Below are 20,545 nucleotides of genomic sequence, written 5' to 3' on the forward strand. Positions count from 1 at the left end.
GCGGCTATGCAGTTTTATTGCGGCAAATCGGCATAACGTTTCATTATGCGAGTATAGTCCTCAGAAGTGATTTTCCAACTTAAGTCGTTTTTAAGGAGCATTAACATGCAGGCTTTACTTCTCGAACAGCAGGACGGCAAAACCCTGGCCTCGGTAAAACCGGTTGAGGAGACGCTGCTGCCGCAGGCGGAGGTGACGGTCGATATCGACTGGTCGAGCCTTAACTACAAAGACGCGCTGGCGATCACCGGCAAAGGCAAAATCATTCGCGAGTTTCCGATGGTGCCAGGCATTGATTTCGCGGGCGTGGTGCGTGAAAGCGCTGACGCGCGCTTTCAGCCGGGCCAACCGGTACTGCTGACCGGCTGGGGCGTCGGCGAAAACCACTGGGGCGGGCTTGCCGAAACGGCACGCGTGAAAGGCGACTGGCTGGTGCCGCTGCCGCAAGGGTTGGACGGGCGTCAGGCGATGATCATCGGCACGGCGGGTTTTACCGCGATGCTGTGCGTGATGGCGCTGGAAGAGGCGGGCGTGCGCCCTGAGAGCGGCGAAGTGCTGGTGACCGGCGCAAGCGGCGGCGTGGGCAGCACGGCGGTGGCGCTGCTGCATCATCTGGGTTACCAGGTCGCGGCGGTGAGCGGCCGTGAAAGCACGCATGAATACCTGAAAAGCCTCGGCGCGAGCCGTATTCTCAGCCGTGACGAGTTCGCCGAAAGCCGCCCGCTGGAAAAACAGCTGTGGGCGGGCGCCGTGGACACCGTCGGCAATAACGTGCTGGCCAAAGTGCTGGCGCAGATCAACTACGGCGGCTGCGTGGCGGCCTGCGGTCTGGCGGGCGGTTTCGCACTGCCAACCACGGTCATGCCTTTTATTCTGCGCAACGTACGTTTACAGGGCGTGGATTCGGTGATGACGCCTGCGCCGCGTCGTCTTGAAGCCTGGCAGCGTCTGGTGCGTGACCTGCCCGCGTCGTTTTATCAGCAGAGCGCGACTGAGATAACGCTGGATCAGGCCCCCGCTTTCGCCGAGGCCATCATCAGCAACCGAGCGCAGGGGCGTACGCTGGTAAAAATTCGCTAATGCTTAAATTTATTTACAGATAATTAACCTCTTCACTCGCAGGCTGACTTGTGCCCTGTCATGATTAAGGCGTAGCGTTACGTATCGTTATTCCGGAGCGGGTCATGAAAAAAGTCAGTCGTTTAACCGAAGCCGATGTCACTGCCGAGTCGGCTTTCTTCATGAAGCGTCGCCAGGTGCTCAAAGCCCTGGGCATTACCACGGCGGCGTTCTCCCTGTCAGGCGTCGCGCAGGCCGATGTGCTCTCCTGGTTCAAAGGCCACGATCGGCCTAAAGCGCCGGCCGGTGCGCCGCTTGATTTTACGCGACCTGCGCAATATCAGGCGAAGCTTGATCTGACGCCGGAAGATAAAGTCACCGGTTATAACAATTTCTATGAGTTTGGTCTGGATAAGGCCGATCCTGCCGCTAACGCCGGCATTCTGAAAACATCACCGTGGACGTTGAAAATCAGCGGCGAAGTGGCAAAGCCGCTGACGCTCGATCACGATGACCTCACCAAAAAATTTCCGCTGGAAGAGCGCATTTATCGGATGCGCTGCGTCGAAGCGTGGTCGATGGTAGTGCCGTGGATAGGGTTCCCGCTTCATAAGCTGCTCGCTCTGGTGGAGCCCACCAGCAACGCGAAATATGTCGCCTTCGAAACGCTGTATGCGCCCGATATCATGCCTGGCCAGAAAGACCGCTTTATCGGCGGCGGGCTGGAGTATCCGTATGTTGAAGCGTTGCGTCTTGATGAGGCGATGCATCCGCTCACCATGCTGACAACCGGCGTCTACGGCAAAGCGCTGCCGCCGCAAAATGGCGCGCCGGTGCGCCTGACGGTACCGTGGAAATATGGCTTTAAAGGCATTAAATCGATCGTCAGCATCAAATTGACCCGCGAGCGTCCGCCGACGACCTGGAACCAGGCCGCACCGGATGAATACGGTTTTTACGCCAATGTGAATCCGCATGTCGACCACCCCCGCTGGTCGCAGGCCAGCGAGCGCGTGATTGGCGCAGGCGGCGTGCTGGATGTTAAGCGCCAGCCGACGCTGCTGTTTAATGGCTACGCCGATGAAGTGGCGTCGCTCTATAAAGGGCTCGATCTTCGGGAGAATTTCTGAGTGCGTTTAACGGCAAAACAGATTGTCTGGCTGAAAGTGGCGCTGCATCTCGCCGCTTTTTTGCCGCTGCTGTGGCTTTTCTATGCCGCCAGTCAGGGTTTGTTCAGCGCCGATCCGGCGAAAGATATCCAGCATTTTACCGGCAGAATGGCGCTTAAATTGCTGCTCGCTACTCTGCTCGTCACGCCGCTGACCCGGTTGCTGAAACAGCCCTTGTTGATTCGCACCCGCCGCTTGCTGGGACTGTGGTGTTTTGCGTGGGCGACGCTGCATCTGGTGAGCTATTCCCTCCTGGAACTCGGGCTGAGTAACCTGTCGCTGCTTGGCAGTGAACTGGTGTCGCGTCCTTATCTGACGCTCGGGGTGATAAGCTGGCTTATTCTGCTGGCGCTGGCGCTCACCTCTTTCCAGGCGGCGCAGCGTAAACTGGGGCGTCGCTGGCAAACGTTACATAACTTCGTCTATCTTGTCGCGATACTCGCACCGATACACTATCTCTGGTCGGTGAAGATCCTGTCGCCGCAACCGCTCTTTTACGCGCTGGGCGCAATTGTCCTGCTGGCATGGCGTTATAAAAAGCTACGCCAATGGTGGCGAACATGATGCGTTTATGTGCGTTTTCCCGCACTTCTGTTATTCCCCGATAACGTTTTCCTGAGGGTGGTTGATAATCTTCCCTGATAAGACCAGTATTTAGCTGCCAAATGCTACGAAATCGTTATAATGTGCGACTTTGGTTTTTCAGCCGCCGCTTTTTACACGTCGGCGGGTGACAACCAGACGATGAAGGTATATTTTGACATTTACCGGAAAATGGCAGGAGATAGCGCCAGGATGACCGAGAAATTTCACATTTTGCTTTTGAACGGCCCGAACCTTAACATGCTCGGCACCCGCGAGCCGGAGAAATACGGCACGCAAACGCTGGAACAAATCGTTAACGAACTTGCCGCCGAAGCGCAACGGCTGAATGTGTCGCTCGATCACCAGCAATCTAACGCCGAATATGCGCTTATCGACCGAATTCATCAGGCTAAAGACCAGATTGACTATATCCTGATCAATCCGGCCGCGTTTACGCATACCAGCGTGGCGCTGCGCGACGCGCTGCTGTCGGTGAGCATCCCGTTTATCGAGATCCACCTGAGCAACGTGCATGCCCGCGAGCCCTTCCGGCATCATTCATACCTTTCTGATATCGCAGCCGGCGTCATCTGCGGTTTAGGCGCCGACGGCTATACCTATGCTTTACAGACGGCGGTCAAACGCCTGTCACAATCACACTAAACAAAGAGTACGGAACCCACTCATGGATATTCGTAAGATTAAAAAACTGATCGAGCTGGTTGAAGAATCAGGCATCGCTGAACTGGAAATTTCTGAAGGCGAAGAGTCTGTACGTATCAGCCGCGCACCGGCTAATTCGGGCTTCCCGATGATGCAGCAGGCCTATGCCGCGCCGATGATGCAGCCGCAGCCGGCCCTGTCTAACGCTGTTGCTCCGGCTGCCGCTCCGGCAATGGAAGCTCCGGCCGCCGCAGAAGTCAGTGGTCACATCGTACGTTCCCCGATGGTTGGTACCTTCTATCGTACCCCGAGCCCGGACGCGAAAGCGTTTGTGGAAGTGGGCCAGAAAGTCAACGTGGGCGACACCCTGTGCATCGTTGAAGCGATGAAAATGATGAACCAGATCGAAGCCGATAAAGCCGGCGTTGTGAAAGCGATCCTGGTCGAAAGCGGTCAGCCAGTAGAATTTGACGAGCCGCTGGTTGTCATCGAATAACGAGGCGAACATGCTGGATAAAATTGTCATCGCTAACCGTGGCGAAATCGCACTGCGTATTCTTCGTGCCTGTAAAGAGCTGGGCATCAAGACCGTCGCGGTGCATTCGACCGCGGACCGCGATCTGAAACACGTACTGCTGGCAGACGAGACCGTGTGCATCGGTCCGGCGCCGTCAGTCAAAAGCTATCTGAACATCCCGGCGATTATCGCCGCCGCTGAAATTACTGGCGCGGTCGCCATCCACCCGGGTTACGGCTTCCTGTCCGAGAACGCCAACTTTGCCGAGCAGGTTGAGCGCTCCGGCTTTATCTTCATCGGCCCGAAAGCCGACACCATTCGTCTGATGGGCGATAAAGTCTCCGCGATCACTGCGATGAAGAAAGCTGGCGTACCGACCGTACCAGGCTCCGACGGCCCGCTGGGCGACGATATGGATAAGAACCGCGCCCATGCTAAACGCATCGGCTATCCGGTCATTATCAAAGCGTCCGGCGGCGGCGGCGGTCGCGGTATGCGCGTTGTGCGTAGCGACGCCGATCTCGCGCAGTCCATCTCCATGACCCGTGCGGAAGCGAAAGCCGCTTTCAACAACGACATGGTCTACATGGAGAAATACCTGGAAAACCCACGCCACATCGAAATTCAGGTGCTGGCGGACGGTCAGGGCAACGCTATCTATCTGGCAGAGCGCGACTGTTCTATGCAGCGTCGTCACCAGAAAGTCGTCGAAGAAGCGCCGGCGCCGGGCATTACTCCGGAACTGCGCCGCTATATCGGCGAGCGCTGCGCGAAAGCCTGTGTGGACATCGGCTATCGCGGCGCAGGTACGTTTGAGTTCCTGTTTGAAAACGGCGAGTTCTACTTCATCGAAATGAACACCCGTATTCAGGTAGAGCATCCGGTTACCGAGATGATTACCGGCGTTGACCTGATTAAAGAGCAGCTGCGTATCGCTGCCGGTCAGCCGCTCTCCATCAAACAGGAAGAAGTCGTGGTCAAAGGCCATGCGGTGGAATGCCGTATCAACGCCGAAGACCCGAATACGTTCCTGCCAAGCCCGGGTAAAATCACGCGCTTCCACGCGCCGGGCGGCTTTGGCGTTCGCTGGGAATCGCATATTTACGCCGGTTATACCGTACCGCCGTATTACGATTCCATGATAGGCAAGCTCATCTGCTACGGTGAAAACCGCGATGTGGCGCTGGCCCGTATGCGTAACGCCCTGCAGGAGCTTATCATCGACGGCATCAAGACCAACGTTGATCTGCAGACCCGCATCATGAACGACGAAAACTTCCAGCATGGTGGAACGAACATCCACTACCTGGAGAAGAAACTGGGCCTGCAAGAGAAATAAGCCCCGTTTCCCTGCTCAAGGCCAGCGTCGCTGGCCTTTATTTTTTGTGGCTCCCCTGAAAGGCCAGGGTACAATCGCCGCTTTCTTCACTGACAGGGTATGACAATGGACAAACGTTTTGTTCAGGCCCATAAAGAAGCGCGATGGGCGCTGTGGCTGACCCTCCTCTATCTCGCAGCCTGGTTAGTCGCTGCTTACTTACCTGATTCGCAGCAAGGCATCACCGGCCTTCCGCACTGGTTTGAAATGGCCTGTCTGCTGGTGCCGCTGCTGTTTATCCTGCTTTGCTGGCTCATGGTGCGCGTGATTTTCCGCGACATTCCTCTGGAGGATAACGATGCAGCGTGATGTCATTTTGCCGCTCGTAGCCTATCTGCTGGTGGTGTTCGGCCTGTCGCTGTACGCGATGCGGCGGCGCAGCAGCGGTAATTTCCTGAATGAATATTTCCTCGGCAGCCGCTCGATGGGCGGTGTGGTGCTGGCGATGACGTTAACCGCCACCTATATCAGCGCCAGTTCATTTATCGGCGGACCGGGGGCGGCATATAAATATGGTCTCGGCTGGGTGCTGCTGGCGATGATTCAGCTTCCTGCCGTCTGGCTGTCGCTCGGCGTGCTCGGCAAGAAGTTCGCCATCCTGGCGCGACGTTATAACGCCGTCACGCTCAACGATATGCTCTACGCGCGCTTTCAGAGCCGCCTGCTGGTCTGGCTCGCGAGCCTGAGCCTGCTGGTGGCGTTTATCGGCGCCATGACGGTGCAGTTTATCGGCGGCGCGCGTCTGCTGGAAACCGCAGCGGGCATCCCTTATGAAACCGGCCTGCTGATTTTCGGTGTCAGCATTGCGCTTTACACGGCATTCGGCGGCTTTCGGGCCAGCGTGCTTAATGACACGCTGCAAGGCCTGGTGATGCTGATCGGCACGATTGTGCTGCTGGTCGGCGTGGTGCACGCCGCGGGCGGGCTGCACAGCGCGGTGGATAAACTTCAGCATATCGATCCGCAACTGGTCGCGCCGCAGGGCGCGGAAGATATTTTATCGCCATCTTTTATGACCTCGTTCTGGGTGCTGGTCTGTTTTGGCGTGATCGGCCTGCCGCATACGGCGGTGCGCTGCATCTCTTATAAAGACAGCAAAGCGGTGCATCGCGGGATTATTCTCGGCACAGTTGTGGTGGCCATCCTGATGCTCGGCATGCATCTTGCCGGCGCCCTGGGCCGCGCGGTGCTGCCAGATTTACACGTGCCGGATCTGGTTATCCCGACGTTAATGGTGACCGTACTGCCGCCTTTCGCCGCCGGAATTTTTCTCGCCGCACCAATGGCGGCCATTATGTCGACCATTAACGCGCAACTGTTACAGTCTTCCGCGACGATCGTCAAAGATCTGTGGTTGAACCTGCGTCCGGCGGAGATCCACAACGAAAAACGTCTGAAGCGGATGTCGTCGCTGATTACGTTAATCTTAAGCGTACTGCTGCTGCTCGCCGCCTGGCGGCCGCCTGAGATGATTATCTGGCTCAACCTGCTGGCGTTCGGCGGGCTGGAAGCCGTATTCCTCTGGCCGCTGGTGCTGGGGCTGTACTGGGAGCGCGCCAACGCCGCAGGCGCGCTTTCTTCGATGATTGTCGGCGGCGTGCTTTACGCGCTGCTGGCCACGTTTAAAATACAGCTGTTCGGCTTTCATCCGATTGTGCCGTCCCTGCTGTTAAGTTTGCTGGCTTTTGTAGTGGGTAACTGTTTCGGTCGCCCGGCTGCGCAGGCCGCGCCTGTTTCTTCTGTTAATGAATGAGTAATGCCATGCCCTGGATACAACTGAAAATCAACACCACCGGCGCTCACGCCGAAGAGATTAGCGATGCGCTGATGGAAAGCGGCGCGGTCTCCGTCACCTTCCAGGACACCCACGACACGCCGGTGTTCGAGCCGCTGCCAGGCGAAACCCGCCTGTGGGGCGATACCGACGTTATCGGCCTGTTCGATGCGGAAACTGATATGCAGGACGTGGTCGCCATGCTGGAAAACGTCCCGCGGCTCGGCGTGGGCTTCGCCCATAAAATCGAACAGCTGGAAGACAAAGACTGGGAGCGCGAATGGATGGATAATTTCCACCCGATGCGCTTTGGCGAGCGTCTGTGGATCTGTCCGAGCTGGCGCGACGTGCCGGATGAAAATGCCGTTAACGTGATGCTCGATCCGGGCCTCGCCTTCGGTACCGGCACGCACCCGACGACTTCGCTTTGCCTGCAGTGGCTGGATGGCCTGGATCTGGCGGGTAAAACCGTAATCGACTTCGGTTGCGGCTCCGGCATCCTCGCCATCGCCGCGCTGAAACTGGGCGCGGCTAAAGCGATTGGTATTGATATCGACCCGCAGGCGATTCAGGCGAGCCGTGATAACGCGCAGCGTAACGGCGTCTCCGACCGACTGGAGCTGTATCTGCCGGAAAACCAGCCGTCGGATATGCAGGCAGATGTGGTCGTCGCTAATATTCTCGCGGGCCCGCTGCGTGAGCTGGCGCCGCTGATTAGCGTGCTGCCGGTACAGGGTGGCCTGCTGGGGCTGTCGGGCATTCTGGCAAGCCAGGCGCAAAGCGTGTGCGAAGCGTATGACCCGCTATTTACGCTCGACCCGGTAGTGGAAAAAGAAGAGTGGTGCCGTATCACCGGCGTTAAGCGTTAAGGCTTCGTCTTCTCCTTTGGGAGCGCCAGCATGATAAAAAAGCGCGGAATTGACCGCGCTTTTTATTTTTTTATACAGCCTTTTAATTTCTGGACTCGCCGCCATAACCGTATAATAACTGTGTGAAATAATTCATTTCACGAATGAGAATACCGTTAATTATTCACACAGAGAATTTGTTTATGGCTACGAAAATTGCTCGTTCGGTTTTGCTCACGCTGAGCCTGCTCCCTGCTCTGGCGATGGCCTCGCACTGGAGCTATGAAGGCGAAGGTTCACCCGAGCACTGGGGGGAGCTGGATCCGGATTTCAGCCTGTGTCAGAAAGGCATGAACCAGTCACCTATTGATATCGACAATACTTTAAAAGCCCATGTCGTTCCGCTGAAAACCCACTATGTGGATGGCCCGTTCTCTCTCCTGAATAATGGTCACACCGTACAAGCGACACTGCCTGAAAACACGCAGGATAGCGTCACGATCGACGGCGTTGCATATCGTCTGCAACAGTTCCACTTTCACGCGCCAAGCGAAAACACCCTGCACGGCAAGCACTACGATCTGGAAATGCATCTGGTTCATAAAAATGCCGCGGGCGACATCGCGGTGGTGGCGGTAATGTTTAAGACCGGCGCGGCGAACGCCGAGCTTGAGAAGCTCTGGCAGGCGCTTCCGGATCACGCCGATGCCAGCCAGCCGCTCAATACCGTGATTGATATCAATAAGCTGTTGCCGCAGGACAAAACCTATTACCGCTTCAGTGGTTCGCTGACCACGCCGCCGTGCAGCGAAGGGATCGCCTGGCTTGTCATTAAGCAGCCTCTGACGCTCTCCGCCGGGCAGCTCAACAAATTCAAACAACTTATGCATCACGATAACAACCGGCCCGTACAGCCTCTCCACGGGCGCGTAGTCGTAGAATAATCCACTACGGGCGGAAAACTCCGCCCGTCTTTTCTCCAGCATTTACGCCCTTCAGCCGGAGATTCCCCGGCCGCATAACGAGAGCCAGATCGCATTTTATCGCTAATTTTGCCTGTTTTATCGCCGTTTATCCCGCTTACTGCCCGGTCGTTTCGTTAAAAAAAGAACGATTTCCGGGATTTTTTTAACGCGCGATTTTTCATCGCTTTCATTTAACGTAATGATTGTTAAGCCTAATTTATTAGGGGAATCCGTACAGGCGCCGATTCATTGATCTGTCGCATCGGATTGTTCAAAGTTTGGCCTTTCATCTCGTGCAAAAAATGCGTAATATACGCCGCCTTGCAGGCACAGTATGGTCATTTCTTCACTCATGCGTATCGGACACTACCAGCTCAGAAATCGCCTGATCGCAGCACCGATGGCTGGCATTACAGACAGACCTTTTCGGACGCTGTGCTACGAGATGGGGGCAGGATTAACCGTTTCTGAGATGATGTCCTCTAACCCGGAAGTCTGGGCGAGCGACAAATCCCGGTTGCGGATGGTGCATGTGGATGAGCCCGGTATTCGCACCGTGCAAATCGCCGGCAGCGTGCCCGAAGAGATGGCGGAAGCCGCACGTATTAATGTGGAAAACGGCGCCCAGATTATTGATATCAATATGGGGTGCCCGGCTAAAAAAGTGAATCGCAAGCTGGCAGGTTCAGCCCTTCTGCAATACCCGGAACTGGTGAAGTCTATCCTGACCGCGGTTGTTAACGCAGTGGACGTTCCCGTTACGTTGAAGATTCGCACCGGCTGGGATCCGGCTAACCGTAACTGTGTAGAAATTGCCCAATTGGCTGAAGAATGTGGTATTCAGGCGCTGACGATTCATGGCCGCACCCGCGCCTGTTTGTTTCAGGGCAACGCAGAATACGACAGCATTCGGACAGTTAAGCAGAAGGTCTCCATTCCGGTTATTGCGAATGGCGACATTACTTCCCCGCATAAAGCCAGAGCTGTGCTCGACTATACAGGGGCGGATGCTCTGATGATAGGTCGCGCGGCTCAGGGAAGACCCTGGATCTTCCGGGAAATCCAGCACTATCTGGACACTGGGGAGCTGCTGCCTCCTCTGCCTCTGGCAGAGGTTAAGCGCTTGCTATGCGCGCACGTTCGGGAATTGCATGACTTTTACGGCCAGGCAAAGGGGTACCGAATCGCGCGCAAACATGTGGCCTGGTATCTCCAGGAACATGCTCCAGATGACCAGTTTCGGCGCACATTCAACGCCATTGAGGATGCCAGCGAACAGCTGGAGGCGTTGGAGGCATACTTCGAAAATTTTGCGTAAACAGAAATAAAGAGCTGACAGAACTATGTTCGAACAACGCGTAAATTCTGACGTACTGACCGTTTCTACCGTTAACTCTCAGGATCAGGTGACTCAAAAGCCCCTGCGTGACTCGGTGAAACAGGCACTGAAGAACTATTTTGCTCAACTGAACGGTCAGGATGTGAATGACCTGTATGAGCTGGTACTGGCTGAAGTAGAACAGCCCCTGTTGGACATGGTGATGCAATACACCCGCGGCAACCAGACCCGCGCTGCGCTGATGATGGGTATCAACCGCGGTACGCTGCGTAAGAAACTGAAAAAATACGGCATGAACTAAGTTCGCTTAGCTAACTTGCTGATTAAAAAGGCGCTAACCGGCATGGGAAAGCGCCTTTTTTGTTTTTAGCCTTCAGCCCGCCGTTGTTCTCCCGCCTGGCCTGACAAATAGCGCCCTCGCGCTACACTAATGACAGTATCGTGCCAGAAATATCGGCGCCGTAGCGACATTGCTGAACACGGTTATACCTGTCAAATCCATTGTCATTCAGGGGTCTTAAATCACTTTCGCCTGGTTTTCGGCGGTGATAATGTTCAGCTCCCTTTTTCCCCACAGGCCCGCCAGGCAAGGCCTGCGGATGCAGCGACCTTTTTGGATGAGACGCCATGCTGGTTAGTCATTACGACAATATCCTTGTTGTGACCTCGTTTATTGTGGCCATTCTGGCTTCAAGCACCGCGCTGAATATGGCCGGTCGCGTAACCACCAGCAGCGGCTATGTGGCGCGCGTCTGGCTGGTTGGCGGCAGCGTCGCAATGGGGATTGGCATCTGGGCCATGCATTTTATCGGCATGCTGGCGATGAGCCTGCCGGTGACGCTGAGCTATGATCCTCTCATCACAGCGGTATCGCTGTTAATCGCCATCGGCTCGTCGCTGTTTGCTCTGCAACTGGTCTGCGGCGCGGATTTAAACATCTCGCGCCTTATTCCCGGCTCGCTGGTGCTGGGCTGCGGGATTGCAGCTATGCACTACACCGGTATGGCCGCACTGCTGGTAGAGCCCGGTATCGTCTGGTCCTGGGGATGGGTGGCGCTGTCAGTCATTATTGCCCTGCTGGCCTCCGCCGCTGCGCTGTGGCTTACCTTTCGGCTGCGCCAGGATGTCGGGCGCGTGGCGTTGATGCGCGCCGGCGCCGCCATCATTATGGGGATAGCCATCGCAGGTATGCACTATACCGGCATGCTGGCAGCGAATTTTCCGGGGCATACGCACGCCACACACATGGGTGTGAATACCCGCTGGCTGGCGCTGGTCGTGACGCTGGTGACGCTCGCCATTCTTGGCATTACGCTGCTGGTCTCGATGTTTGACGCACGCCTGCAGGCGCGCACCTCGCTGCTTGCCTCCTCACTTGCCGAAGCGAACAAAGAGCTGGCCCAGCTGGCGCTACAGGATACCCTGACCCGCCTGCCAAACCGCATTTTGCTGGAAGATCGTCTCGATCAGGCGATTCACAAAGCCGATCGCGAAGGGAGCCGTTTCGCACTGATGTTTATGGATCTTGACGGCTTCAAAGCGGTGAATGACGCCTACGGGCATAACACTGGCGACCGGCTGCTGGTTGCCGTCACCGAGCGCCTCAAAGAACTGCTGAAAGGGCAGTTTACGCTGGCGCGCATCGGTGGGGATGAGTTCGTGCTGCTGGCAGAAACCGACCAGCCTAACGACGCGGCGGCGCTTGCTAACGCGCTGGTGCGCGCGATCGACAGCCCGTTTGCTATTGAGCCTTATGAACTGGTGGTGACGCTCAGCGTCGGGATCGCCTTCTATCCCCACGACGGCAAAAACGGTCGCGAGCTGATGTTCAATGCTGATGCCGCGATGTACCACACCAAGCATATTGGCCGTAACGGCTACAGCTTTTTCCAGCCGTCGATGAATACCCAGGCGCAGACCCAGCTTCAGCTGATGAACGATCTATGGATGGCGCGCGAGCGCAAAGAACTCCGCCTGATGTATCAGCCAAAATTCCAGGCGCCTTCCGGGCCGGTGGTCGGTTTCGAGGCGCTACTGCGCTGGCAGCACCCGCAGTACGGGCTGCTTTCCCCTGACGCCTTCCTGCCGCTCGCGGAAAAAACCGGGATGATTATCAGCATCGGCGAATGGGTGCTGGACGAAGCCTGCCGCCAGTTAAACGAATGGCACCAGGCGGGCCATCGCCACTGGTCGGTCGCGGTGAATCTTTCCACCATGCAATTCGAACAGCCGGATCTGGTGGAAATGGTGATGGGATGTCTCGAACGCCACCAGATAGCGCCTGATAAGCTGATTCTGGAAGTGACTGAAACCACGGCCATGAGCAACCCGGATGAGAGCGTGCGCCTGCTTACCCGCCTCACTGAGCTGGGAGTGAAGGCCTCGATTGATGATTTCGGCACCGGTTATTCGAGCCTGCTTTATCTGAAGCGGTTGCCCGCCAGCGAGCTGAAAATCGACCGCGCGTTTGTGAATGAACTACGTGCCGAGGGCGAAGACGCGACCATCGTATCAGCTATCGTCGCGCTGGCGAAAACCCTTAATCTGCGCGTCGTCGCCGAAGGCGTGGAAACGGTAGAACAGCAGCAGTTCCTGACCGAACTGGGCTGCAATACGCTACAGGGTTATCTGCTTGGCAGACCGCTGGCACCGGACGTTATCACCCGCGAAGGCAATAATCTGGAACACCCGCAGACGACGCCCGTAGCGGAAAAACGCGAGCCGGTCTGACCGTTACGCCAGCAGCGCTCCCACGCCGCTGGCGACACTCACGTTTATTGCGCCAGTAATACCGACTCGTTTTTATTATCCGGGCGTGGCAGCATCCGAAGCATATTGTCCACCAGTACAGGCGCTAATCTGAAAAGATCGCATGCCTCTGGCTGAAATAACCAGTTTTTAAGAATACCACTCAGGCAGCCGTGTAAAATCGTTAACATAATATCGACATCAAGCGATCCCGAAATCGCATTTTCCGCGATGCCCTGTCGCAGTAAATCCCCCACATAATGCCGGCTAAATCCAATTCGCTCACGAATCTCAGCCTCTGACATCATCTCCTCATCAAATTCGCATTTACGATACAGAATCTGTAATAGCGCCCGCTGGCGCGGCGTGCTGGCGATATATTGCAGCACGGCGATAAACGTTTCCCGTAATAAAAGTAACGGGTCGCTCCACGCCTGCGCCGGCAGCTGCGGGCGAATGATATCTCTCACCGGCAATTGCTGCTGCCAGATTTCATTAAACAGCTCCGCTTTACTGGCGAAATGCCAGTAGACAGCGCCACGAGTCACTTGCGCGGCGCGCGCGATATCAGAGAGCGTGGTATGCGCCACGCCACGCTCGGCAAATGTATAGATAGCGGCGTCGATTAACTGCTGGCGCGTTTTCAGCGCCTCCTGTTTGGTTTTCCGGGCCATAATTCACCTTGCCTTTTCCTGGCGGGATTCAATTAATATTATTCTCCGGCGTTTTTATCACAGCTTATTTTTGTTGGCCTGTGATTTTTATATATAGATTCAAGGAATGATTTAATAAATAAAATACATTCGGGAAATGTATTTCCTTAACGAAAAGTTTTTACGCAACCAGAAACAATTTAATTCCAGAAATCATAAATTTAAAAACAAAAGAAGGCCTTCCTTTGCTTTCTGGTGCTTTTACAATGTCCGAATAAATAAGGTTTGCTGACACAGGCGCTCAATTATTTGTACGATAGCGCTCTGTTATTTTCATCTCATCCTTATTCCTGCTACCGGCCTGACGGTGGATATCGTATTACTGCTAATAAAGGAACAGCAATGACCAATTATGCCAGGCTTCTGCTTATGCCCCTTGGCCTGTACCTCTGTGCGTCAGGGATGACAGGTTGTGATAATCAAACCGCTAATGTCCCTGCTGCCTCAGCGCCGCAGGTGACGGTACATGTCGTGCAGCCTACGTCTGTTGAGGTGGTCACCGAACTGCCGGGCCGCACCCGCGCTTTTCGCATCGCCCAGGTGCGCCCGCAAGTCAGCGGCATCATCCTTAAGCGAAACTTCACCGAGGGCGCAGACGTGCAGGCTGGCGAGTCGCTCTACCAGATAGATCCGGCGATGTACCAGGCTGCGTGGCAGAACGCCCAGGGCAGCCTCGCCAAAGCGCAGGCCGCAGCCGAGATGGCGCGGCTGACGGTGCGTCGCTACGCGGCGCTTACAGGAACGCAGTACATCAGTAAGCAAGAATATGACGAAGCGGTAGCGAATGCCCATCAGGCCGACGCGAGCGTCGCGGCGGCAAAGGCCGCACTGGAGAGCGCCCGCATTAACCTCGCATGGACGAAAGTCACTTCGCCGATTAGCGGACGCATCGGAAAATCCAGCGTTACCGAAGGCGCGCTGGTCACCAGCAGCCAGACGAATGAACTGGCGACAGTGCAGCAGCTCGATCCTATCTATGTGGATGTTACCCAGTCCAGCACCGATTTTCTGCATCTGAAACACGCGATGGCGCAAGGGCAGGTTGAAAAAGAGAGCGGCGCCGGCAACGTCGAACTGGTGATGGAGAACGGCGACACCTATCCGCTGAAAGGCAAACTGCAATTCTCCGATGTCACCGTGGATGAGAGCACCGGCTCAATCACGCTGCGCGCGATTTTCCCTAATCCGCAACATTTCCTGCTGCCAGGAATGTTTGTTCGCGCCCGCATTCATGAGGGTATGCAGCCTGACGCGATCCTCGTGCCGCAGCAGGGCGTCACGCGCACGCCGCGCGGCGAGGCGATGGTGATGGTGGTGAATGAGAAAAACCAGGTGGAAAACCGCAGCGTCACTACCAGCCAGGCCATCAAAACGAACTGGCTGGTCACTCAGGGGCTGAAAACCGGCGAGAAAGTTATCGTCAGCGGATTGCAGAAAGCGCATCCGGGCGCCGTCGTCACGCCCGTTACCGCGCCTGCGAAATAAGGTGACGCCATGGCTAACTTTTTTATTCAACGTCCTATTTTCGCCTGGGTTCTGGCGATAATCATGATGATGGCGGGCGCGCTGGCGATCCTGCAGCTTCCCATCGCGCAGTATCCGACTATCGCGCCGCCCGCTATCGCGGTCTCGGCGACCTATCCAGGCGCTGACGCTCAGACGGTGCAGGACACCGTGACGCAGGTTATCGAGCAGAATATGAACGGCATCGATAACCTGATGTATATGTCCTCCACCAGCGATTCAGCGGGCGGCGTGACCGTCACGCTGACGTTTACCTCCGGTACCGATCCAGATATCGCACAGGTGCAAGTGCAGAATAAACTGCAGCTGGCGATGCCGCTGCTGCCGCAGGAGGTACAGCAACAGGGTGTGAGCGTTGAGAAAGCCAGTAGCAGTTTCCTGCTGGTCGCCGGTTTTATCAGCGATAATCCACTGCTGACGCAGGAGGATATCGCCGACTACGTCTCTTCTGATGTGAAAGATACCATCAGCCGCACCAACGGCGTGGGCGACGTGCAGCTGTTTGGCGCGCAATACGCTATGCGTATCTGGCTCGATTCGCACGCGATGAATAACTACCAGCTCACGCCGCTGGACGTTATCAATCAGCTAAAAGCGCAGAATAACCAGATAGCCGCGGGCCAGCTTGGCGGCACGCCCGCCCTGCCTGGACAGCAGTTGAACGCCTCGATCATTGCCCAGACGCGCCTTAAAGATCCTCAGGAGTTTGGCCGTGTGATGCTGAAGGTGAATCCGGACGGCTCGCAGGTGCGCCTGCGCGATGTGGCGCGCATTGAGCTTGGCGGTGAAAACTACAATATGCTGACCAAAATCAACGGTCAGCCCGCCACGGGGCTTGGGATCAAGCTCGCCACTGGCGCGAATGCGCTGGATACCGCCAATGCTATCAAAACCACGCTCGCCGATTTGCAGCGCTATTTCCCGCAGGGCATGAAGGTGGTTTACCCCTACGACACCACACCGTTTGTGAAAATTTCCATTCACGAGGTGGTAAAAACCCTGTTTGAGGCCATCATTCTGGTTTTCCTGGTGATGTACCTGTTCCTTCAGAACCTGCGTGCGACGCTGATTCCGACCATCGCCGTGCCGGTAGTGCTGTTAGGCACCTTCGCGGTTCTGGCGGCGTTCGGCTATTCCATCAATACCCTGACGATGTTCGGGATGGTGCTGGCGATAGGGCTGCTGGTGGACGACGCGATCGTGGTGGTGGAAAACGTCGAGCGCGTCATGGTGGAAGAGAAGCTGCCGCCCAAAGAGGCAACGCAGCTCTCCATGTCGCAGATCCAGGGCGCGCTGGTGGGGATTGCGATGGTACTTTCCGCGGTCTTCGTGTCGATGGCATTCTTTGGCGGCTCGACAGGCGCTATCTACCGGCAGTTTTCCGTGACTATCGTCTCCTCAATGGCGCTGTCCGTGCTGGTGGCGCTGATCCTCACCCCTGCCCTGTGCGCTACGCTACTGAAGCCGGTAAGCGACGATCACCATGCCCAAAAAGCGAAATTTTTTGTCTGGTTTAATGCGCGTTTCGATCTGAGCGTTAACCACTACACACAGAGCGTGGGCGGCATTCTGCACAAAACCGGGCGCTATCTTCTGCTGTATCTGCTGATTGTTGCCGGAATGACGGTGCTGTTTGTCCGCCTGCCGACCTCGTTCCTGCCGGAAGAAGACCAGGGCGTGTTTATGACGATGGTGCAGTTGCCGTCCGGCGCGACGCAGGCGCGCACGCAGCAGGTGCTTGACCAGGTAAGTCATTATTATCTCAATGACGAGAAAGCGAATGTCGACTCGGTATTTACCGTCAGCGGCTTTAGCTTCAGCGGCCAGGGTCAGAACGCCGGGATTGCGTTTATCAGCCTGAAACCGTGGGAGGCCCGTCCCGGACACGAAAACAGCGTCGGCGCGATTGTCGCCCGCTCCGGTAAGGCGTTCAGTAAGATTCAGGACGGGCTGGTGTTCCCGTTTAACCTGCCCGCCATTCTTGAGCTGGGCACCGCGACGGGTTTTGACTTTGAGCTTAAAGATCAGGCGAACCTCGGGCACAACGCGCTGACGCAGGCGCGTAATCAGCTGCTGGGCATGGTCCGCGAGCATCCGGAACTGCTGACGCGCGTGCGCCCGAATGGCCTTGAGGATACGCCGCAGTTCAAACTCGATGTCGATCAGGAGAAAGCGCAGGCATTAGGCGTCGCTATCCCCGATATTAACCAGACGATCATGACGGCGCTGGGCGGCACGTACGTGAACGATTTTATCGACCGGGGCCGCGTGAAGAAGGTCTACGTTCAGGCCGACGCGCCATTCCGTATGCTGCCGTCGGATATTAATACTCTGTATGTGCGCGGCAGCGGCGGCGATATGGTGCCGCTTTCTACGTTCACGACATCGCACTGGATTTACGGCTCGCCGCGTCTGGAGCGCTATAACGGGATGCCATCAATGGAGATCCTGGGCGAGGCGGCGCCAGGCCGAAGCACCGGTGAAGCGATGGCGCTGATGGAGAGCCTGGCCAGTAAGCTGCCTGCGGGCATCGGCTACGACTGGACGGGGCTCTCTTATCAGGAGCGGCTTTCCGGAAACCAGGCGCCCGCCTTGTATGCCATTTCGCTGATTGTGGTGTTCCTGTGCCTCGCGGCGCTTTATGAAAGCTGGTCAATTCCATTTTCAGTCATGCTGGTGGTGCCGCTGGGGATTATCGGCGCGCTGCTGGCGGCGTCGCTGCGCGGACTGAACAATGACGTCTATTTCCAGGTAGGTCTGCTGACGACGATTGGCCTGTCGGCGAAAAACGCCATTTTGATTGTGGAGTTTGCGAAGGACCTGATGGAAAAAGAAGGACGGGGCCTGACGGAAGCGACGCTTGAGGCGGTGCGCTTACGCCTGCGCCCTATCCTGATGACGTCGCTGGCGTTTATTCTCGGCGTGCTGCCACTGGTGCTGAATAACGGCGCGGGTAGCGGCGCGCAGAACGCGGTTGGCACCGGCGTTATGGGAGGAATGCTGAGTGCCACGCTGCTCGCCATTTTCTTCGTGCCGGTCTTTTTCGTGGTGATCCGGCGACGCTTTATAAAGCCAGACGGCAATGCGTAAATCCTGATAAAAAAGGCGCCTTTATGGCGCCTTTATTTTACAGCATTTATCTCATTCGCCATGCGTCGTAATCATAACAATTCACGTAACCCATTACGGACATTAGATTCTTATTCCGCATCGTTTGATCCTGTCATGATGTAGATAATCTTCATTCTCCATAATTCCTTCACATTACCCCTGAATTACAGCGTGCGCTTCCATCATTTTTACATTCCACATGAATTGCAATTATTGCCCAGTCAACGCCTGCCTTTACACGTGATAACCTTCTTTTATTGTCCGCGCCCGATAACTTATATAACAGTTCATATCGTTTCGGGAAGGTGATTTATTCTGTAGAGGTGAACGATGAAAAAATTAATTCCCGCCGCGCTGTTGTGTACCTTACTGGCTGGTTGCGCGCATGATTCTCCCTGCGTTCCGGTGTATGACGATCAGGGCCGCCTGGTGCATACCAATACCTGTATGAAAGGTACGACGCAGGATAACTGGGAAACCGCAGGTGCCGTCGCCGGAGGGGCCGCTGCGCTTGCCGGGTTGACGATGGGGATTATCGCGCTGAGCAAATAATGCATTGCCTGGCGGGCCGTGTCTGCGCCCGCCTCGCTGCACTACTCTGCATTAAACTAAAGCTGCATTAAAATAGTGCAGCTTTTCATCATAAGGTAAAATTTTGGCATTGCTTTAGCGCATAATAAAAAAGTCATCTGGGCCGCCTCCCTTTCTATAACGCCTGCGCCATTCTGTTTTATTTCTCCTTGTGAGTTATCTCACAGGGCTTACCGTTGCTTGTCGCTGCAATATTAACGCAGGAAATCACTCGCCTGCTTTGTGAATAAAACCCGGCTTATTTTGCTCCAAAATGTGGCGCGCATTGTCTTTTTGCACTTTTTCAGTGCGCTTATTTTTTTCTTTTATGTATACACTTCGCTTAATACATCCGCGCACTGCGTTTTGCGCCTGTTGTAAACCTGGCACTCCCTTTGCTTTACCCACTATGGCTTATGCCACAGACAGCAAACTGGCGCCTCCCGGTCGCCTTATATCTATAACGATAATTCTCGCCACACAGGATGCATTATGAAGAAGATGATGATCGCCACTCTGGCCGCCGCTGGCGCGCTGTTCGCCGTTGCTAATCAGGCCCATGCCGGCGCCACGCTGGACAGTGTGAAAAAGAAGGGTTTTGTACAGTGCGGCATCAGTGACGGTTTGCCGGGCTTTTCCTATGCGGACGCCAGCGGCAAATTTACCGGTATTGACGTTGATGTCTGTCGCGGCGTAGCCGCCGCCGTTTTTGGCGATGCGTCTAAAGTGAAATATACCCCGCTGACTGCGAAAGAACGTTTCACCGCGCTTCAATCCGGGGAGGTGGATGTTCTTTCCCGTAATACCACCTGGACCTCATCACGCGATGCGGGCATGGGCATGTCTTTCACCGGCGTAACCTATTACGACGGTATCGGTTTCCTGACCCATAACAAAGCGGGCCTGAAAAGCGCTAAAGAACTGGACGGCGCGACGGTGTGCATCCAGGCGGGCACAGATACCGAGCTGAACGTGGCGGATTACTTCAAAGCTAACAACATGAAATATACGCCAGTGACCTTTGACCGCTCTGATGAATCGGCAAAAGCCCTGGAATCGGGCCGCTGCGATACCCTCGCTTCCGACCAGTCCCAGCTTTACGCGCTGCGCATTAAGCTCAGCAATCCGGCAGAGTGGATTGTCCTGCCTGAAGTGATTTCCAAAGAGCCGCTCGGCCCGGTCGTTCGCCGCGGCGATGACGAATGGTTCTCCATCGTGCGCTGGACGCTGTTCGCCATGCTGAACGCCGAAGAGATGGGCGTCGATTCCAAAAATGTGGATGCCAAAGCCGCTAACCCCTCTACACCGGATATGGCGCACCTGTTAGGTAAAGAAGGCGACTACGGCAAGGATCTGAAGCTCGACAACAAATGGGCTTATAACATCATCAAGCAGGTTGGCAACTATGCCGAGATCTTCGAGCGTAACGTCGGCCAGGAGAGCCCGTTGAAGATCAAACGCGGCCAGAACAATCTCTGGAATAAAGGCGGGATCCAGTACGCGCCGCCGGTGCGTTAAGCATTATGCCGTTACGGGCGTCGCTTCGGCGGCGCCCAGCCCAGAGTTATGGTTGCCTGAGGTT

General features: G+C 55.8%; 19 protein-coding genes. 17 read left to right on the forward strand and 2 right to left on the reverse strand.

What is annotated here, in order from left to right:
- The first annotated feature begins 105 nt into the window (after nucleotides 1–105).
- The 13 genes from BJP61_RS19650 (at nucleotide 106) to BJP61_RS19710 (ending at nucleotide 13,027) form a co-directional block, all read left to right on the forward strand.
- Nucleotides 106–1,080: an MDR family oxidoreductase gene (locus tag BJP61_RS19650; RefSeq protein ID WP_075193251.1), complete on the forward strand. Its 975-nt coding sequence runs from the start codon at nucleotides 106–108 to the stop codon at nucleotides 1,078–1,080.
- A gap of 104 nt (nucleotides 1,081–1,184) precedes the next feature.
- Nucleotides 1,185–2,189 (forward strand): protein-methionine-sulfoxide reductase catalytic subunit MsrP, encoded by a 1,005-nt coding sequence (msrP, locus tag BJP61_RS19655; protein ID WP_075193250.1) that lies wholly within the window; start codon nucleotides 1,185–1,187, stop codon nucleotides 2,187–2,189.
- Complete coding sequence (msrQ, locus tag BJP61_RS19660) at nucleotides 2,190–2,792, forward strand: protein-methionine-sulfoxide reductase heme-binding subunit MsrQ (protein ID WP_038865608.1); 603 nt, start codon at nucleotides 2,190–2,192, stop codon at nucleotides 2,790–2,792.
- Nucleotides 2,793–3,023: 231 nt separating this feature from the next.
- Nucleotides 3,024–3,476 (forward strand): type II 3-dehydroquinate dehydratase, encoded by a 453-nt coding sequence (gene aroQ / locus BJP61_RS19665; protein WP_171999152.1) that lies wholly within the window; start codon nucleotides 3,024–3,026, stop codon nucleotides 3,474–3,476.
- A gap of 22 nt (nucleotides 3,477–3,498) precedes the next feature.
- A complete protein-coding gene (gene accB, locus BJP61_RS19670) occupies nucleotides 3,499–3,972 on the forward strand; it encodes an acetyl-CoA carboxylase biotin carboxyl carrier protein (RefSeq protein WP_038865612.1) in 474 nt (157 codons plus the stop codon).
- A 10-nt stretch (nucleotides 3,973–3,982) separates the two neighbouring features.
- Nucleotides 3,983–5,332 carry an acetyl-CoA carboxylase biotin carboxylase subunit gene (gene accC / locus BJP61_RS19675; protein ID WP_038865614.1) on the forward strand — a complete coding sequence of 450 codons (1,350 nt, stop codon included), beginning with the start codon at nucleotides 3,983–3,985 and terminating at the stop codon, nucleotides 5,330–5,332.
- A gap of 105 nt (nucleotides 5,333–5,437) precedes the next feature.
- On the forward strand, nucleotides 5,438–5,680 hold the full coding sequence (locus tag BJP61_RS19680; RefSeq protein WP_007766620.1) for a YhdT family protein: 243 nt from the start codon (nucleotides 5,438–5,440) through the stop codon (nucleotides 5,678–5,680).
- Entirely contained in the window at nucleotides 5,670–7,124 is a 1,455-nt protein-coding gene (gene panF / locus BJP61_RS19685; RefSeq protein ID WP_075193248.1) for a sodium/pantothenate symporter, read from the forward strand. The genes BJP61_RS19680 and panF overlap by 11 nt, the downstream gene beginning before the upstream one ends.
- An 8-nt stretch (nucleotides 7,125–7,132) precedes the next feature.
- Nucleotides 7,133–8,014 (forward strand): 50S ribosomal protein L11 methyltransferase, encoded by an 882-nt coding sequence (prmA, locus tag BJP61_RS19690; protein WP_171999154.1) that lies wholly within the window; start codon nucleotides 7,133–7,135, stop codon nucleotides 8,012–8,014.
- Nucleotides 8,015–8,196: 182 nt separating this feature from the next.
- Entirely contained in the window at nucleotides 8,197–8,937 is a 741-nt protein-coding gene (locus BJP61_RS19695) for a carbonic anhydrase family protein (RefSeq protein WP_171999157.1), read from the forward strand.
- 373 nt (nucleotides 8,938–9,310) lie between these two features.
- A complete protein-coding gene (gene dusB / locus BJP61_RS19700; protein WP_038865651.1) occupies nucleotides 9,311–10,276 on the forward strand; it encodes a tRNA dihydrouridine synthase DusB in 966 nt (321 codons plus the stop codon).
- 25 nt (nucleotides 10,277–10,301) lie between these two features.
- Nucleotides 10,302–10,598, forward strand: coding sequence for a DNA-binding transcriptional regulator Fis (fis, locus tag BJP61_RS19705; RefSeq protein ID WP_000462905.1), 297 nt, complete (start codon nucleotides 10,302–10,304; stop codon nucleotides 10,596–10,598).
- 326 nt (nucleotides 10,599–10,924) lie between these two features.
- Complete coding sequence (locus BJP61_RS19710) at nucleotides 10,925–13,027, forward strand: EAL domain-containing protein (protein WP_038865622.1); 2,103 nt, start codon at nucleotides 10,925–10,927, stop codon at nucleotides 13,025–13,027.
- Nucleotides 13,028–13,071: 44 nt separating this feature from the next.
- Here BJP61_RS19710 and envR read toward each other — a convergent pair whose 3' ends face one another.
- Entirely contained in the window at nucleotides 13,072–13,719 is a 648-nt protein-coding gene (envR, locus tag BJP61_RS19715) for an acrEF/envCD operon transcriptional regulator (protein WP_171999158.1), read from the reverse strand.
- Between the two features lie 381 nt (nucleotides 13,720–14,100).
- On the opposite strand from envR, the gene BJP61_RS19720 reads away from it, so the two are divergent.
- The 3 genes from BJP61_RS19720 (at nucleotide 14,101) to BJP61_RS19730 (ending at nucleotide 18,945) form a co-directional block, all read left to right on the forward strand.
- Nucleotides 14,101–15,243, forward strand: coding sequence for an efflux RND transporter periplasmic adaptor subunit (locus BJP61_RS19720; RefSeq protein ID WP_171999161.1), 1,143 nt, complete (start codon nucleotides 14,101–14,103; stop codon nucleotides 15,241–15,243).
- Between the two features lie 9 nt (nucleotides 15,244–15,252).
- Nucleotides 15,253–18,372 (forward strand): efflux RND transporter permease subunit, encoded by a 3,120-nt coding sequence (locus BJP61_RS19725; protein ID WP_171999162.1) that lies wholly within the window; start codon nucleotides 15,253–15,255, stop codon nucleotides 18,370–18,372.
- A gap of 351 nt (nucleotides 18,373–18,723) precedes the next feature.
- Nucleotides 18,724–18,945 carry a hypothetical protein gene (locus BJP61_RS19730; protein WP_007704760.1) on the forward strand — a complete coding sequence of 74 codons (222 nt, stop codon included), beginning with the start codon at nucleotides 18,724–18,726 and terminating at the stop codon, nucleotides 18,943–18,945.
- Nucleotides 18,946–19,191: 246 nt separating this feature from the next.
- On the opposite strand, the gene BJP61_RS19735 is transcribed toward BJP61_RS19730, so the two are convergent.
- Nucleotides 19,192–19,371: a hypothetical protein gene (locus BJP61_RS19735; RefSeq protein ID WP_171999164.1), complete on the reverse strand. Its 180-nt coding sequence runs from the start codon at nucleotides 19,369–19,371 to the stop codon at nucleotides 19,192–19,194.
- Between the two features lie 84 nt (nucleotides 19,372–19,455).
- Here BJP61_RS19735 and BJP61_RS19740 point away from each other — a divergent pair, with 84 nt between their 5' ends.
- The gene (locus BJP61_RS19740; protein WP_075193243.1) at nucleotides 19,456–20,481 is read left to right on the forward strand and encodes an amino acid ABC transporter substrate-binding protein; all 1,026 of its coding nucleotides are present in this window, start codon (nucleotides 19,456–19,458) and stop codon (nucleotides 20,479–20,481) included.
- The last annotated feature ends 64 nt before the right edge of the window (nucleotides 20,482–20,545 follow it).

Origin of the sequence: Cronobacter sp. JZ38 (genome assembly GCF_008932145.1) — a bacterium.
GTDB lineage: Bacteria > Pseudomonadota > Gammaproteobacteria > Enterobacterales > Enterobacteriaceae > Cronobacter > Cronobacter muytjensii.

Bases quoted from the DNA above. Each gene is read 5' to 3' on its own strand.
- BJP61_RS19650 (WP_075193251.1), top strand. From the start codon at position 106: ATGCAGGCTTTACTTCTCGAACAGCAGGACGGCAAAACCCTGGCCTCG.
- msrP (WP_075193250.1), top strand. From the start codon at position 1,185: ATGAAAAAAGTCAGTCGTTTAACCGAAGCCGATGTCACTGCCGAGTCG.
- aroQ (WP_171999152.1), top strand. From the start codon at position 3,024: ATGACCGAGAAATTTCACATTTTGCTTTTGAACGGCCCGAACCTTAAC.
- accB (WP_038865612.1), top strand. From the start codon at position 3,499: ATGGATATTCGTAAGATTAAAAAACTGATCGAGCTGGTTGAAGAATCA.
- accC (WP_038865614.1), top strand. From the start codon at position 3,983: ATGCTGGATAAAATTGTCATCGCTAACCGTGGCGAAATCGCACTGCGT.
- BJP61_RS19680 (WP_007766620.1), top strand. From the start codon at position 5,438: ATGGACAAACGTTTTGTTCAGGCCCATAAAGAAGCGCGATGGGCGCTG.
- panF (WP_075193248.1), top strand. From the start codon at position 5,670: ATGCAGCGTGATGTCATTTTGCCGCTCGTAGCCTATCTGCTGGTGGTG.
- prmA (WP_171999154.1), top strand. From the start codon at position 7,133: ATGCCCTGGATACAACTGAAAATCAACACCACCGGCGCTCACGCCGAA.
- BJP61_RS19695 (WP_171999157.1), top strand. From the start codon at position 8,197: ATGGCTACGAAAATTGCTCGTTCGGTTTTGCTCACGCTGAGCCTGCTC.
- dusB (WP_038865651.1), top strand. From the start codon at position 9,311: ATGCGTATCGGACACTACCAGCTCAGAAATCGCCTGATCGCAGCACCG.
- fis (WP_000462905.1), top strand. From the start codon at position 10,302: ATGTTCGAACAACGCGTAAATTCTGACGTACTGACCGTTTCTACCGTT.
- BJP61_RS19710 (WP_038865622.1), top strand. From the start codon at position 10,925: ATGCTGGTTAGTCATTACGACAATATCCTTGTTGTGACCTCGTTTATT.
- envR (WP_171999158.1), bottom strand. From the start codon at position 13,719: ATGGCCCGGAAAACCAAACAGGAGGCGCTGAAAACGCGCCAGCAGTTA.
- BJP61_RS19720 (WP_171999161.1), top strand. From the start codon at position 14,101: ATGACCAATTATGCCAGGCTTCTGCTTATGCCCCTTGGCCTGTACCTC.
- BJP61_RS19725 (WP_171999162.1), top strand. From the start codon at position 15,253: ATGGCTAACTTTTTTATTCAACGTCCTATTTTCGCCTGGGTTCTGGCG.
- BJP61_RS19730 (WP_007704760.1), top strand. From the start codon at position 18,724: ATGAAAAAATTAATTCCCGCCGCGCTGTTGTGTACCTTACTGGCTGGT.
- BJP61_RS19740 (WP_075193243.1), top strand. From the start codon at position 19,456: ATGAAGAAGATGATGATCGCCACTCTGGCCGCCGCTGGCGCGCTGTTC.